Origin of the sequence: Pseudomonas putida, assembly GCF_030159595.1 — a bacterium.
Classification (GTDB): Bacteria; Pseudomonadota; Gammaproteobacteria; order Pseudomonadales; family Pseudomonadaceae; genus Aquipseudomonas; species Aquipseudomonas putida_AC.
On sequence record NZ_BSKJ01000004.1, the window covers coordinates 309,389 to 323,419 of the forward strand.

A 14,031-nucleotide genomic window follows, 5' to 3' on the forward strand; every position below is an offset into this window, starting at 1 on the left:
CGTCCCCAAATGGCTCAAGGCTGGGGGTTACACCATTGCCAATCGCTGCTTGCGGGTAGGCGCCGGGAGCACCCGGTCGATCGCCCGCAGGTCTTCACGGGTCAAGGTCAACGTCCCTGCGGCAGCATTCAGCCGCACATGCTCAGGTGTCACGGCTTTGGGGATGGCGATCACCCCGTCATTGCGGGTCACCCAGGCCAGGCTGACCTGGGCCGGCGTGGCGCCATGGCGCTCGGCGATTTCTGCCAGCACGGGGTGCTGCAACAAGCGCCCGGCCTGGGCAAGTGGACAGTAGGCCATGGTCGGCAATGCGCGCTTCTCGCACCACGGCAGCAAGTCGAATTCGATGCCACGCTGAGCCGGGTTGTACAGCACCTGATTGGTGGCACAGTCTGGGTTGTGCAGTTCGCGCAGGTCGTCTACGTCGAAGTTGGACACGCCCCAGCGCTTGATCTTGCCTTGCTCGCGCAAGCGCTCGAAGGCATCGACGGTTTCTTCCAGCGGGTGCTGGCCACGCCAGTGCAGCAGGTACAGGTCAATGCAGTCAGTCCCCAGACGTGTGAGGCTGCGCTCGCAGGCAGCTGCCATGCCGCGTGCGCTGGCATTGTGCGGGTACACCTTGCTGACCAGAAACACCTGGTCGCGGCGCCCCGCAATGGCCTGGCCAACCACTTCTTCAGCCCCGCCTTCGGCATACATCTCAGCCGTGTCGAGCAGGGTCAGGCCCAGCTCGATGCCCTGTTGCAAGGCCGCCACTTCTGCCGCTTTGCGGCCAGGGTCTTCCCCCATATACCAGGTGCCTTGGCCAATGGCCGGAACACTCGAACCTGCCAGTTTCACATAACGCATGTCACCTCCGGGATCCGGGTATTGGAATGCAGAACCTCAAGCAGCGCCTGCGCTGCGGTGGAAAGCTTGTGTTCGCTGAGGGCAATCACGCCGATACGCCGCTCGACCGTTGGCGCCACCAAGGTTACGCAGCGGGCGCCCAGCTCTTGCATCTGATTGATGCACAGCGCCGGCACGGCACTGACCCCAAGGCCGCTGGCGACCATACGGCCGATGGTCGCCAACTGGTGGCTCTCGAAGGCCACGGCCAGTTTCCCGTGCTGGGCCGCCACATTCTGCTCCATCAGCAGGCGTACCGCCGAAGGGCGTTGCAGGGCGACGAAGTCTTCGGCCATCAGCTGTGCCCAGCTCACTTCGGGCAGCAGTGCCAGGGGCGAATCGGCAGGGACCACCGCGACGAAACGATCCATGTACAACGGGTGGAAGTCCAGCCCGTCGATGTTGTCCGGCTCGAAACCGATGCCCAGTTCGACGCGACGATGGCGCACCAGTTCCTGCACCTGTTCATTGATCACGTCATGCACGGTGACGTTGACCTTGGGGTAGCGTTGACGAAACACCTTGAGCGAGTGAGGCAGCAGGTTGCCGGCGAAGGCCGGCATGGCCGCCACCGACACGCGACCCAGTTGCAGGGTAAAACGCTGGCGCAGCATCTCTTCGGTGTCATCCCAGTCGGCCAGAAGCCGCCGCGCCAGTGGCAGCAGCACTTCGCCTTCGGCGGTCAGGCTGACGCTGCGCGTGGTGCGGCTGAGCAGGGCGCCGCCGAGGTTTTCTTCCAGGGCCTTGATGGTCAGGCTCAAGGCGGGTTGCGAGACATGCAGGTGCTCGCCGGCCTGGGCAAAGCTCTGGTACTTGGCCACGGCGACAAAGGCACGCAATTGCTTGACGTTCATGACAGGCCCGCCATTTGTTTTGTAAAAGTTATTAATCGATGACGAAAACAAAATTAACAAATCAGTCGCTTGCGGTGAAGATGTCTGCACACGCTCACCGACAGCCTCGTCGGTTCAACAACTACAAAAGGCGGATCAGCATGGCCGGACTGGACAAGCGCGTTGCAACCTATGAACAGGCCCTTGAAGGCCTGACCGACAACATGACGGTACTGGCCGGTGGCTTCGGCCTGTGCGGCATCCCGGAAAACCTCATCAGCGAAATCAAGCGGCGTGGCGTCAAGGGCCTGACCGTGGTTTCCAACAACTGCGGCGTCGACGGCTTCGGCCTGGGTGTACTGCTGGAAGACCGGCAGATCCGCAAGATGGTCGCCTCCTATGTGGGCGAAAACGCCGAGTTCGAGCGCCAGTTGCTGAGCGGCGAGCTGGAGGTTGAACTGACCCCGCAGGGTACCCTCGCCGAGAAAATGCGCGCGGGCGGTGCCGGTATCCCGGCGTTTTACACTGCCACCGGCTACGGCACCCCGGTTGCCGACGGCAAGGAAGTACGCGAGTTCAAGGGCCGCAAGTACATCCTCGAGGAGTCCATCACTGGCGACTTCGCCATCGTCAAGGGCTGGAAGGCCGACCACTACGGCAACGTGGTGTACCGCAACACCGCGCAAAACTTCAACCCGCTGGCGGCCACCGCCGGCAAGATCACCGTGGTCGAAGTAGAAGAAATCGTCGAGCCCGGCGTGCTGCTGCCCAGCGAAATCCACACCCCGGGCATCTATGTGGACCGCGTCATCGTCGGCACCTTCGAAAAACGCATCGAAAAGCGCACCGTCAAGGCCTGAGCGCCATCCACCCGAACAACAAAGAGATCCTGACCATGGCACTGACCCGCGAACAGATGGCGCAACGCGTTGCCCGTGAACTGAAGGACGGCTACTACGTCAACCTGGGCATCGGCATTCCGACCTTGGTGGCCAACTATGTACCCGCCGACATGGATGTCATGCTGCAATCGGAAAACGGCCTGCTCGGCATGGGCGAATTCCCTACCGAAAGCACCCTTGATGCCGACATGATCAACGCTGGCAAGCAAACCGTCACCGCCCGCCGCGGTGCCTCGATCTTCGATTCGGCGCAGTCGTTCGCCATGATCCGTGGCGGCCACGTCGACCTGACCGTGCTGGGTGCTTTCGAGGTGGACGTGCAGGGCAACATCGCCTCGTGGATGATCCCGGGGAAATTGGTCAAGGGCATGGGGGGGGCCATGGACCTGGTGGCCGGCGCCGATAACATCATCGTCACCATGACCCACGCCTCCAAGGACGGCGAGTCCAAGCTGCTGCCGCAGTGCAGCCTGCCACTCACCGGTGCTGGCTGCATTCGCAAGGTGCTGACCGACCTGGCCTACCTGGAAATCGAAGACGGCGCTTTCATCCTTCGCGAGACCGCGCCAGGGGTGAGTGTCGAGGAAATCATCGAGAAAACCGCCGGCAAGCTGATCGTGCCGGATGATGTGAAGGAAATGACCTTCTGAGGTATCACGCGACTCTACCCTGTGGGGGCGGTTTCACCCGCGAATGCAACAGCTGAAAGGGCTCTCAGGCTTGGCGTCAGCTTTTAGACGCGTATCATGGCGGCTTCAGCCTGGGAAGCCCGCGTCACATGTCTATCCGATTGAAACTGCTGCGTAAGAAACTGGGTATGACCCTGGAAGTGCTGGCCGAAAAGACCGGTATGACCAAAAGCTACCTGTCCAAGGTCGAGCGCGGCCTTAACACCCCCTCGATCGCAGCCGCGCTTAAGCTGGCGCGGGCGCTGAACGTCAATGTTGAAGAGCTGTTCGCCGAAGAACAGACAGGGCCGAGCCGCTACAGCCTGGTGCGCCATGGCGAACGCCAGGCTTTGGTAGGCGATGGTCAAGGGCCGGGGTATGCGGCCCTCACCAGTCAGGTGGGGCAGCGAAGCCTCTTGCCGTTCCTGATTCAACCGCCTTCCGAGTTCAGTGACCCCACGTTCAAGGAGCACCAGGGCGAAGAGTTTCTGTTCGTGCATGCCGGCCAGGTAGAGGTGGACTTCATGAACGAACGGGTGCTGCTGGAACAGGGCGATGCCCTGCATTTCAACGCCCAGACACCGCACCGGCTACGCTCAGTGGGCGCGCAGCCGGCGCAGTTGTTGGTTGTGGTTCACCACGCAGACGAATGAAAAGCAGGGGGCACGGTACGCCCCCATGCGTTCTTTCGCGTAGAACGCAGCCTTCATCACGACAATGCCTCGCTACACATTCTGCGTGTCGATATTTTGACTATATCGCCCATCTCCCATTGAATTTTATTATGGTGTCGGATCATTGACGTAGTGTCATTGTGCCCATAAGCTCAGTTCAACAGCGAAACAACTCCCGCCACACCGCGCCAATAACTAATTGATTTTCCTGTTTTTAGGAGGGGCGTATGCGCACGACTCTGATTATCAAATCGATGTTTTTGCTGGTGTTGCTGAGTGGTGCCGCTCGCGCAGCAGATTCGTATGTAAATCAAAACAGTATCATTCCTGTTTCAACCGCAGGCTGGTTGATGGCATTTGCCGTTGTTGGCTTTGTGCTGGTGGCCAACAGAAGAAAAATCTGAGACCGATCAGCCCCTCTCAGAAGTGGGCACTGGTTGTCGCAAGCCCGGGGCCCGGCTTGTGAATTTCCCAACCGTTGCTATATTCCCAGTAGCCCAAGAAGGCCCGAGATCGCAGGGCGTTGCACCCCAGGTCACAGCGTCAAGGTAAAGGCCTCCAGGAAGGTCGAGGCCATCGCGGCGGGTATAGGCTGCGAAGCGGAGCGAGAGTTGGTGTGCTGTTCTCATTCAGTGCTCTTTGTCGGGCCATTTGGCCGGAGGGACCCTCATGAAGCGTTCATTGATTGCTGCATGCTGCATGCTGACGGTGTGGTCGGGTGTAGGCAACGCTGACCAGAACAGTGCGGCTTACCTGCTCAGCCCTGGTGATGTCGTCATGGTTTCGGTGTGGCAGGAAGACAGCCTGCGTCAAGAAGCCACCGTACTACCCGATGGCAGTATTACCTTCCCCTTGGCCGGGCGCATCGATGTTGCCGGGCTGGATGTAACGGCAGTTGAAAAGCAGGTGGCTGCCAAACTCGAAAAATTTCTCCCCGACCCGAACGTCAGTGTTGTCGTCAAGAGCATTGCCGGCAACCTGGTCTATGTCCAAGGCAAAGTGATCAAGCCGGGCCCGGTGCAAATGGCAGGCCCTACGGCGGTGCTTCAGGCCCTGAGCATGTCGGGCGGCCTGGACAAGTTTGCGGACGAAAGCGATATCAAGGTAGTCCGTGGTACCGGCGCTTCCCAAAAGATCCTGCCCGTGCGATATAAGGACCTGGTGTCTGGGCGGGACATGTCCACCAACATCCAACTTCAGGCTGGCGACACGCTGGTCGTTCCTTGATCTTGCCTTTAATAAGAACATTTAATGCCTCTTCTTAGAACAACACGCATTGCAACGGCAATCTTGGTCTTGCCGTTTACGGACGCGGTCCTGGCGGCAAATTGGCAGTCTACGGTGGTGGTACCGACATCCGTCGAATACGACAGCAACCCCTTGTTGCTGACGTCGGGGGAAAAGGGCATAACGCGCACGATCATCGCGCCGAACTACACCCTGATCGGTACCTTCGATCGTGACGAACTGAGGTTGGGGTTGGGCATGAATGTGTTGCGCTCATCCGACACGGACGTGGTCGATGATCGGGAAGACCCTGACCTGAGCCTGGGCTGGCAACGCACGACCGAGCGCGGGCGTTTTGGCCTGGTAGCACGCTACAACGAAAGCTCGACCCTGTCGGGGACAGTGCTGGACACTGGCGTGATCACCACCGATGGTACGCAAAAGCTGTATACGCTGACCGGCAACTGGAGCCAGGCGGTTACCGAGCGCAGCACCCTGAGTAACGAAACCACCTACAACCGTGCCCGTTATGACATCAGTACGCTGACGGGTTACGACGAATTGGCGAACGTCTTTACCTGGACCTACGCCTGGAGCGAGCGGGCTGATCTGTACACCCGTTTTGGTGCGCGGCGGTATGAGCCCGAGCAAGACCTTACCGCGACAGCGTCCAACAGCTACACCCCGGCGGTAGGGGTCAAGTATCAATTGTCCGAGCGCCTGAGTGCCGATGCGCATGTAGGCGTCAACGAAGTGTCCGGTGACGAAGGCGGCCGGCGCGGGGAGGGCGGCCTATCGCTGCTTTACACCGGTGTACGGGCCGATGCCAGCTTTACCGCCGAACGCAGCACGGTGGCCAGCGCCGAAGGCGGCTTCGCCGAGCTGGACCAGTTACGCGGTGTGTGGAGTTACGCGGTCAGCGAGTTGAACCGGGTAGGTGCGGACGCGGCCTGGCAAGACAGCAAGGGGCAGAGCCCCAACACACTACAGACTTACAGCGTATGGGCCAGCCGCCAGTTTTCGCCGTACTGGGACCTGCGCCTGTCGCTGATGTACAAGGAACGGCAGCAGGACCATGTAGCGGACGCAACCGCTACGATCGTTGGTTTGACGTTGACGTACAGGTACCCCGACATCTGAACTTCAGGCAGGTGGCCCCATGAAGTCTGACTACGAACTCTCCCTCAGGGATTACATCGCCATTATCAAGGACAGGGCCCTGGTTTTAGGGGTGAGTGCCGCAGTCATTCTTGCCGCGACCGTGGCCGTCGCGTTGATGGTGCCGCCGATCTACCAGTCGACCGGAACCATCCTGGTGGAGTCGCAGCAGATTTCGCCCGAGCTGGTGTCCACCAACAACACCAGCTTTGCCGATGAGCGTATCGAGGTGATCCGCCAACGGGTGATGACCCGTGAGAACCTGCTGCGCATCATAGGCAAATACGATTTGTTCGCCGACAAGCGCCTCAGCGAAAGCGACAAGATCGACCAGATGCGCAATGCCATCGTGGTCGAAACCCTCACCACCTTCGTGCGTGGGCGTGGTGAAGCGACCGTGGCGTTCAATGTGTCTTTCGAGCACAAGCAGGCGCAGGTGGCCAAGGAAGTGGCCGACGAACTGGTGACGTTGTTCCTCAACGAAAACCTCAAGCAGCGCACCGAACGGGCCAACGAAACCACCGAATTTCTCACCCAAGAGGCCAACAAGCTGGGTGCCGAGCTGGCCAGCCTGGAGAACCAGCTGGCCGACTTCAAGCAGGCCCATGCCAACGCCTTGCCCGAGCACCAGACCCTGCGCATGAACATGTTGTCGCGTTCTGAGCTGGAGTTCCGTGAAGTCGACCGTGACTACAAGGCTGCCCAGGAAGAGCTGCGCTACCTGGAGCTGGAGTTGTCTGCGGCCAATGCCGGCTTGGCCACCAAGGCTACCGAAGGCAGCAAGTCAGCGAGCGCCGACCAGCCTGAGGACTTGCCGAGCCTGAAGGCTGAGTACGCCCGCTTGCTGACCCGCTACAAGGACGCCCACCCGGATGTGGTGGCGATCAAGCGCAAGATTCAGGCGCTCGAAGCCACCGGCGGTCGCACGGCAGCGGCGTCTACGGTGAGCCTCGACGTCGCCCGTGTTCGCGCCAAGATGAGTGCAGCCCAGGAGCGGATCAGTTCGCTGGCCGAGCAGAAGCGCGAACTGACCAAAAAGATGGAAGGCTACGAGGCCGAGATCCTCGAAGCACCGCAGGTCGAGCGTGGCTTGGTGACCTTGATGCGCGACCACGACAACGCGCGCAAGAAGTACGAAGAAATCCGCGCCAAGGAAATGGGCGCGAAGATTACCGAAAGCCTGGAACAGGAAAACAAGGCCGAGCGCTTCGTGCTGCTGGAACCACCGTTGATGCCAGAGAAACCGATCAAACCCAACCGCAAGAAGATCGCGGCCCTGGGCCTGGTGCTGGCACCGGCAGGCGGGGGTGCGTTGGTGATGCTGCTGGAAATGCTCAACCAGCGTGTGCGCGGCGTCGGCGCCCTGGAAAACCTGCTGGGCAAACGCGTGCTAGTGGCGTTGCCGTACATCGATACCAAAGCGGATGTGGCCAGGCGTAAACGCTGGCGTAACGGGCTGATCCTGGCGGCGCTGGCACTGGCGGCTATCATGGTAGTGCTGGTGCACGTGTTCTACATGCCACTGGATGTGCTGTTGTTCAAAGTCATGTCTCGGTTTGCATAGGGAAAGCAGTGATGGACAGGATCAAGCCGTCTGTTGGCAATAACGTTCACCAGGTGACGCCGGGAACTCCCCAGGCCTTGTCACCTGCCCCGGGGACGGCGCTGGCGGAAGTGCCTGGCCTGTTCGACTATGTGAACACCAAGGTGGTGCCGTTGCGCGCGGAACACCTGGAGCGCCACCGCATCGTGGCCTACAACAAGAACTCCAGCATGAACGGGCCAATCGACCTGCTGCGCACGCAGGTAATCAGGGCGATGGACGAAAACGGCTGGCGAACGCTGGCCATCACCTCGCCCACACCTGAAGCGGGCAAGACGGTGCTGGCGATCAACCTGGCCATGAGCATCGCCCACCACACCACGAAGACCGCGCTGCTGGTGGACTTCGACCTGCGCCGGCCCAAGGTCGGCAGCAGCCTGGGCCTGCCCATGGAACAGGCGCTGAACGAGTTTTTGACGGATAAGGCCGAGCTGCAGGAGTGCCTGGTCAACCCGACCCTGCCACGCTTTGTGGTGCTGCCTACGCGGGTACCCGTGCCATTGTCGACCGAGATGCTGTCTTCGCCGAAGGTGAACAACCTGATCAGCGATTTGCGTAACCGCTACGAATCGCGCATCTGTATTTTCGATTTGCCGCCGTTGCTTAGCTCTGACGATGCGATCACCGTGATTCCCAAGTTCGACTGTGTGTTGCTGGTGGTGGCCAACGGGATGAACAACAAGAAGGAAATCGAGGATTGCTTGCATCACCTGGGGCAGGTGAACCTGATCGGGACCGTGCTGAACAAGGCTGACGAGCAACCGCGGACCTATTATTGAGGCAGAAAATCAAACCATTGGGGCCGCTTTGCGGCCCCAATGATGTCAGCCTTGCCGCGTAGTCCAGGGATACTGCAACTCCCACTGCCACGCATGCCGCACAATCTGCTCCAGCGATACAAACTCCGGCCGCCAACCCAATACGTTGATTGCCTTGCCGGCATCCGCCACCAACCGGGGCGGGTCGCCGGCGCGACGTGGGGCGTCGATTACCTGGATTTCCCGCCCAGTCACCGCACGGGCAGTATCGATCACCGCCTGCACTGAAAAACCATGGCCATTGCCCAGGTTGAACGCCGTACGCTCGCCACCCGCCAATAGATAATCCACCGCCAACGCATGTGCCGTCGCCAGATCGGCCACATGCACATAGTCGCGTATACAGGTGCCATCCGGCGTGTCGTAATCCCGGCCAAACACCGTCACCGCCTCACGTCGGCCCGAAGCAGCCTGCAGGATCAGCGGGATCAGGTGGGTTTCCGGTTCGTGGCGCTCTCCCAGCTGGCCTTCCGGGTCAGCGCCTGCCGCATTGAAATAGCGCAGGCAAACTGATTTCAAGCCATAGGCCCGGTCGAAGTCCTCAAGAATCTGCTCAACCATCCATTTGCTCAGCCCATACGGGTTGATTGGTCCTTTGGCATGCGCTTCATCGATCGGAATATAGAGCGGATTACCGTAAACGGCCGCGCTGGAAGAAAACACCAGATGCTTGATGCCGGCATTCACCATGGCCTGCAGCAGGCTAAGGGTGGCCGCGACATTATTCTGGTAGTACTTGCCAGGCGCGCTGACCGACTCACCTACCTGGATGAACGAGGCAAAGTGAAAGACGGCATCAAAGCGGCACACGCCAAACAACACATCCAGTGCGGCCTCGTCAGCGATGTCCAGCCTGGCCCACTGAACGCCAGGCGCAGGCGCAACCAGGTCCGCCACCACCACCTCGTGGCCGGCCGCGAGCAGGTGCTTGACCATGTGCGAGCCAATATAGCCGGCGCCACCGACAACCAGGAACTTCATCCGCACCTCCTGTGACCTGCTGTTTTACAGACGCAGTGAACCGTCCCTGAAAAGTACAGGTGAGTGGGCCAGCTACAGGTGACTTGAGCGTAGATGGCCAGATGCCCTATTTCAAGAACAGCCAGTTGGACATGTAGTTACTGTCGAACGTAATGACGTAATGCCCGTCCTTGTATGTTGCCGGCAGTGGTTTGAGTTGTGCCTGTGCATCCCGGGCGAACAGTTTCAGCCCGGCGGGCGCCTTGATCGTCAGGCTGCCTTCCAGCGGTTCGACGTTGAACGGCGTCTTGTCGTCGGCCTTAGGCACGGCGCGGGTACCCAGTGATAGCAGCAGCTCACGCGACTGGCCCAAGGGTTTGCCGTCCAGGCTCTGCACCGCGACACTGGCGTAAGGCGTTTTCGTTTGCACCTGGACGGCGCTCAAGCTGATTGCACGGCCTCCCAGCCAGCCGGTGGCAGCCTGGGTCAGCGGTGTGTCGATGGTGTAGATGCCTTGCTGCCAGTTGCGCTTGAGTTCGCCAGTGTCGGTCACCGACTCGGTGGCATCAGCGGCCAGCAGCGATTGCCCCGGGTCTTGCAGCACTTGCGCACCCGCGGGAATGACGGCCGGCTTCAGCCACGGCAATTCAGGTGTTTTCGGCAGGGCAATCTGCAGTTGGCCCTTCTCCATGGCTGTGCGCAACAAGGGTGAATTTCGCGGGGTGATCTCTTGGTTGTACAGGGTGGCGGGCGTCGGTGCGAATACATAATGGGTGGTGGCAGGCTTCACATCGGCACGGCGATAGAGCAGGGCGGCTGCGGGCAGGGTGGCGATCATCGCCGGGTCGTTGTAAGCGTGCCAGTTATCCGCTGTGCGCCAGCCCGGGTTGAAGCCCTGCTGGCTGTAGGCATATTGCATCAGGGCATCCCAGCCTTGGTGGCTGGCAGTACCGGCCACATACAGCGGCAGCGAGTGGCGGTCGGGCAGTGGGAAAGGCTCGGCGTTCCATTCGGTGACGGTCAGCGGTTTGCCCACTACCTGGGCGGCGGCGATCCAGTCGATCATGCCGTCGCTGGTCAACGGGTTCTTCTCCAGTTGGCCGATGGCGCCGTAGCTGTGGGTATCGACGACATCACCTGCGGTCAATGCCGGCAGTGCGCTCAGGCCATTGCCACCCCAGGTGCTGGTGGTGGCGATCGGCACTTTCACACCCAGGCTGCGCAGGTGGGCGATCATGTCGGCGTTGAAACGCTGCTCCAGGTCGTTGAGGAACAGCTTTGACGGGCCGTGCTCCCAGGCACGCCAGGTGAGGTCTTCGGGCAGGTCGTATTGCCTGGCGAAGGCCTTGGCCGCCTTCATGTAGCGCTCGCTGTGGAGCGGTACATCCTTGTTCGGCATCAGGGCGTTGCCGTAGTGCTGGGTAATGTCGTTTTCGTTGGTGATCAGCACGGCGGCGATGGCCGGGTCGTCCTTGTAGGCAAGGCGCGTGTATTCGTTCACATGGGTCAGGTACTGCTCGGCAAAGCGCTTCATCGCCTGTTGAATACTGGTGTTCACATAGGCGTAGCCTTTCAGGTCTACGCGGTCCTCGCCTTTGGCCAGCTCTTTGAAACCGTCGATGCTGTCATTGGCGGTGAGTGCACGCTGTACATGCATGTCCAGCCAGATGTAGATGCCTTCGTCCTTGAGCGCCTTGATCCACACGTCCAGCTTGCGCAGCGACTCGGCGCTGAGCTGCTGGGTATCGCGCACCAGCGTGCCGTCGCCAAATACGTTGGGGCTGACCCAGGGCGAGTCGTGGTGATGCAGGCGCACCAGGTTGAAGCCCAGTGCTGACAGGCGCTTGGCCTGTTGGCGAATTTCTTCGTCGGGGCTTTTGAACAGCGAGTAGGCGGACAGGTTGGTGCCCCAGAAGCGCACCGGGGTATTGTCTTCGAACATCAGCTGTTCGCCGACCGCCTTGACGAACCCTCGCTTGCCGGCGGGCTTTTCCGCCGCGTTGAGGAACGACAGGTCCACCGGCGAGGTGCGCCAGTCCAGCTGGTCATCAGGCCAGCTGGCGGGGTCGGCCAGGCCGAAGCGCTCAGTGGGCGTGGGCCCCAGCTCGATGTCGCCGGTCACGTTGAGTACAGCCTTGAGTTGTTGCTTGCCAGCGCTGATCGGGTCTTTATAGAGGAACGCACGTAACTCGGATGGGTTGCCACGCTCGAAATACACCTTGGCCAGTGGCGGGTCGAAGCGCATCTCGATGCGCCGGCCTTGGTCAGCCTTGCCCCAGGACCAGCCGCGATTGTCGGCCAGCAGCTGCGGAGCGCCCATATCGCCAGCGATTTGCGCCGGGTCGAACTGGAACACCATGCCGCCACCCATCACACCGGCCTGGCGGCTATGGGCGTCCAGGTCGAAGGCCCAACTCAGGGTTTGCGCCTGCTCCTTGCGGATATCCGCCGCCAGGTCGAAGTCCAGTTCCTTGTTCTTGCCCCGCAATGTGTAGTGATAGGGGCCATTGACCTTGAAGTCGGTATAGAAGCCAGTCCAGCTCCAGTTGGCGGCCCAGAAGTCGAACTTGGCCTTCATCACCGGGCCACCGCCATGTGTCACGGTGGGCAGGCCATTCTGTTCATCGACGCTGACCTGCCAGCCGGAGCCCCAGCCGGCCAATGGCAGCAAGGCAAGGCCGGCAATGGCCGACAGGCGCACGAAAGGACGCAGCGAAAGCACGTTCATGAACATTACCTGGGTTGTAGGCCGGGTTCGGCCAGTTCCATGGCCTGGCTGTCGTCCAGCCGGCGAACCATCTGGATGTAGGCCACGCCCAACCCGGCGATGGACCAGTACACCACCGGGATGAAGGTGATGCTGCTGACGGTGAAGATGATCACCAGAATGCCGATCAGCGTTGCCAGCAACACCCGGCCGAGCTGCCGTCGTTCGTCGTCCTTGTCGGCGAAGCTGAGCATGGCCCTGCGGATCCCGCGCAGCACCACGGCAAAGAACGCCACGAACAGGCCGAGCCCCACCAGCCCAACCCGCAGCGCCAGGTTGATGTAAGTGTTGACGATGTCGATGATGCCTTCGCCCTGGATCATCGACTGCATTTCCGGGGTGTTGCGGAAGTCGAACGAGCCGAACAGCGGGTTGCGCTGGATGACGATCCACGCGTTGTCCATCAGTCGCTCGCGGTAGGTGATGTTCTCTTTTTCCAGGTTGCCAATGAAGGGCAGCAGGTCCAGCACCTTTTCGCCACCCGGCACGATGGTCAGCAAGGGCAGGGCGAGCATGCCGGCCGCCGCCAGCAGGGTCAGGCGCTTGATAGCCCCTTTTCCCAAGGCAATGAACACCACCACGATGACTACCACGCCGATCCACGGGCCGCGAGACAACGGCGCGAACAGCCCGGCGGCCAGCAGCAGGGCGCCCATGGCCCTGTGCAGCGGGCGTTGCACATAACCCTGGACGAACAGGAACAAGCCGATGGCCACGCTCATCACATAGCCCAGGGCAATCGCCTGGCCGGTGGTGACGCTGGCACGCAGCGCGCCGCCGCGGCTGAGGTAACCCGACATGCTCCAGGGCACGCCCATGGCGTCGACCAAGGCGCTGTACAGCAGCCAGTGGCGCACATATTCGGCCACGGCGATCAGCGCCATGACGAAGGAGGTGAGCACGAAGGCCAGCATGGCGTCCTTGAAGTCGCTTATCTGGCGCAGCCCACGGCTGGCCACGTAATACGGCAGGAATACGTCGACATACAGGTACAGCGCCTGGCGCAGGGTGTCGGTGGGGGTGGTTTCACGCAAATACAGCACGCTCATCAGCAGCAGGCCGGCCGCCAGCAGCTTGTCGGCCCAGGTACGGCCAAAACGCAGGGTGTCAGCTTGACGGCGTAGCTGCAGCGCGGCAGGCAGCAGCACGCACAGGGTGAGCAGGCGGATATGGTTCAGGTCGACCAGGTAGTTGACCACGCCAAACCCGGGCACCTGCACCGACGCGGGCGGGATGAGGAACAGCAGCATGTAGAACAGCGCCATGGGGTTGTGCTCACGGCGCCCGGCAAGCAACAGGATGACCGCGCCCGCACCCAGGTACAGCCAGAAGCTGTGCGAGGCAAAGGCCAGCAGGGTCAGCAGGAACCACAGATTGCGCCGGCGCTTGTAGTCGCTGAGCGGAATCAGGTCGGTAGCGGGCCGCCGCGCCAGCAGGAAGACCACACTCGCCAAAAACAGGATGACGATCAACGCACGAAAATGTTCAGGCATCGGCTATGTACACCTTTCCCTCGGTGGGCAACGGCTAGCA

The 14,031-nt window shown here is 60.9% G+C and carries 13 protein-coding genes; 8 read left to right on the plus strand and 5 right to left on the minus strand.

What is annotated here, in order from left to right:
* Positions 1 to 27: 27 nt before the first annotated feature.
* Both QQL85_RS11350 and QQL85_RS11355 read right to left on the minus strand, forming a co-directional pair.
* Positions 28 to 849, minus strand: a complete 822-nt coding sequence (locus QQL85_RS11350) for an aldo/keto reductase (RefSeq protein WP_284353650.1) — start codon at positions 847 to 849, stop codon at positions 28 to 30.
* The gene (locus QQL85_RS11355) at positions 837 to 1,742 is read right to left on the minus strand and encodes a LysR family transcriptional regulator (protein WP_284353649.1); all 906 of its coding nucleotides are present in this window, start codon (positions 1,740 to 1,742) and stop codon (positions 837 to 839) included. Before QQL85_RS11355 ends, QQL85_RS11350 begins: the two co-directional genes overlap by 13 nt.
* Positions 1,743 to 1,882: 140 nt before the next feature.
* Here QQL85_RS11355 and QQL85_RS11360 point away from each other — a divergent pair, with 140 nt between their 5' ends.
* From QQL85_RS11360 to QQL85_RS11395, 8 genes are all read left to right on the plus strand, one after another.
* Complete coding sequence (locus QQL85_RS11360; protein ID WP_284353648.1) at positions 1,883 to 2,581, plus strand: CoA transferase subunit A; 699 nt, start codon at positions 1,883 to 1,885, stop codon at positions 2,579 to 2,581.
* 35 nt (positions 2,582 to 2,616) lie between these two features.
* Positions 2,617 to 3,273, plus strand: coding sequence for a CoA transferase subunit B (locus QQL85_RS11365; RefSeq protein WP_004576290.1), 657 nt, complete (start codon positions 2,617 to 2,619; stop codon positions 3,271 to 3,273).
* A 128-nt stretch (positions 3,274 to 3,401) separates the two neighbouring features.
* Positions 3,402 to 3,944, plus strand: a complete 543-nt coding sequence (locus QQL85_RS11370; RefSeq protein WP_119370054.1) for a helix-turn-helix domain-containing protein — start codon at positions 3,402 to 3,404, stop codon at positions 3,942 to 3,944.
* Positions 3,945 to 4,192: 248 nt separating this feature from the next.
* Positions 4,193 to 4,369: an EPS-associated small membrane protein EppA gene (gene eppA, locus QQL85_RS11375; RefSeq protein ID WP_284353647.1), complete on the plus strand. Its 177-nt coding sequence runs from the start codon at positions 4,193 to 4,195 to the stop codon at positions 4,367 to 4,369.
* Positions 4,370 to 4,634: 265 nt separating this feature from the next.
* A complete protein-coding gene (locus QQL85_RS11380; RefSeq protein WP_284353646.1) occupies positions 4,635 to 5,192 on the plus strand; it encodes a polysaccharide biosynthesis/export family protein in 558 nt (185 codons plus the stop codon).
* A gap of 24 nt (positions 5,193 to 5,216) precedes the next feature.
* Positions 5,217 to 6,332 (plus strand): hypothetical protein, encoded by a 1,116-nt coding sequence (locus tag QQL85_RS11385; RefSeq protein WP_284353645.1) that lies wholly within the window; start codon positions 5,217 to 5,219, stop codon positions 6,330 to 6,332.
* Positions 6,333 to 6,351: 19 nt separating this feature from the next.
* Positions 6,352 to 7,914: a GumC family protein gene (locus QQL85_RS11390; RefSeq protein WP_284353644.1), complete on the plus strand. Its 1,563-nt coding sequence runs from the start codon at positions 6,352 to 6,354 to the stop codon at positions 7,912 to 7,914.
* Between the two features lie 11 nt (positions 7,915 to 7,925).
* Positions 7,926 to 8,732, plus strand: coding sequence for a CpsD/CapB family tyrosine-protein kinase (locus QQL85_RS11395; protein WP_284353643.1), 807 nt, complete (start codon positions 7,926 to 7,928; stop codon positions 8,730 to 8,732).
* A 45-nt stretch (positions 8,733 to 8,777) separates the two neighbouring features.
* On the opposite strand, the gene galE is transcribed toward QQL85_RS11395, so the two are convergent.
* From galE to QQL85_RS11410, 3 genes are all read right to left on the minus strand, one after another.
* A complete protein-coding gene (gene galE / locus QQL85_RS11400) occupies positions 8,778 to 9,752 on the minus strand; it encodes a UDP-glucose 4-epimerase GalE (protein WP_284353642.1) in 975 nt (324 codons plus the stop codon).
* A 106-nt stretch (positions 9,753 to 9,858) separates the two neighbouring features.
* Positions 9,859 to 12,459: a cellulase family glycosylhydrolase gene (locus QQL85_RS11405; RefSeq protein WP_284353641.1), complete on the minus strand. Its 2,601-nt coding sequence runs from the start codon at positions 12,457 to 12,459 to the stop codon at positions 9,859 to 9,861.
* Between the two features lie 5 nt (positions 12,460 to 12,464).
* Positions 12,465 to 13,991 (minus strand): O-antigen ligase family protein, encoded by a 1,527-nt coding sequence (locus QQL85_RS11410; RefSeq protein ID WP_284353640.1) that lies wholly within the window; start codon positions 13,989 to 13,991, stop codon positions 12,465 to 12,467.
* Between the last annotated feature and the right edge of the window lie 40 nt (positions 13,992 to 14,031).

Excerpts from the sequence above, each read along its gene's own strand:
- QQL85_RS11385 (WP_284353645.1), top strand. The coding sequence starts at position 5,217 with ATGCCTCTTCTTAGAACAACACGCATTGCAACGGCAATCTTGGTCTTG.
- QQL85_RS11370 (WP_119370054.1), top strand. The coding sequence starts at position 3,402 with ATGTCTATCCGATTGAAACTGCTGCGTAAGAAACTGGGTATGACCCTG.
- QQL85_RS11395 (WP_284353643.1), top strand. The coding sequence starts at position 7,926 with ATGGACAGGATCAAGCCGTCTGTTGGCAATAACGTTCACCAGGTGACG.
- QQL85_RS11365 (WP_004576290.1), top strand. The coding sequence starts at position 2,617 with ATGGCACTGACCCGCGAACAGATGGCGCAACGCGTTGCCCGTGAACTG.
- QQL85_RS11380 (WP_284353646.1), top strand. The coding sequence starts at position 4,635 with ATGAAGCGTTCATTGATTGCTGCATGCTGCATGCTGACGGTGTGGTCG.
- galE (WP_284353642.1), bottom strand. The coding sequence starts at position 9,752 with ATGAAGTTCCTGGTTGTCGGTGGCGCCGGCTATATTGGCTCGCACATG.
- QQL85_RS11350 (WP_284353650.1), bottom strand. The coding sequence starts at position 849 with ATGCGTTATGTGAAACTGGCAGGTTCGAGTGTTCCGGCCATTGGCCAA.
- QQL85_RS11405 (WP_284353641.1), bottom strand. The coding sequence starts at position 12,459 with ATGAACGTGCTTTCGCTGCGTCCTTTCGTGCGCCTGTCGGCCATTGCC.
- QQL85_RS11355 (WP_284353649.1), bottom strand. The coding sequence starts at position 1,742 with ATGAACGTCAAGCAATTGCGTGCCTTTGTCGCCGTGGCCAAGTACCAG.
- eppA (WP_284353647.1), top strand. The coding sequence starts at position 4,193 with ATGCGCACGACTCTGATTATCAAATCGATGTTTTTGCTGGTGTTGCTG.
- QQL85_RS11360 (WP_284353648.1), top strand. The coding sequence starts at position 1,883 with ATGGCCGGACTGGACAAGCGCGTTGCAACCTATGAACAGGCCCTTGAA.
- QQL85_RS11410 (WP_284353640.1), bottom strand. The coding sequence starts at position 13,991 with ATGCCTGAACATTTTCGTGCGTTGATCGTCATCCTGTTTTTGGCGAGT.
- QQL85_RS11390 (WP_284353644.1), top strand. The coding sequence starts at position 6,352 with ATGAAGTCTGACTACGAACTCTCCCTCAGGGATTACATCGCCATTATC.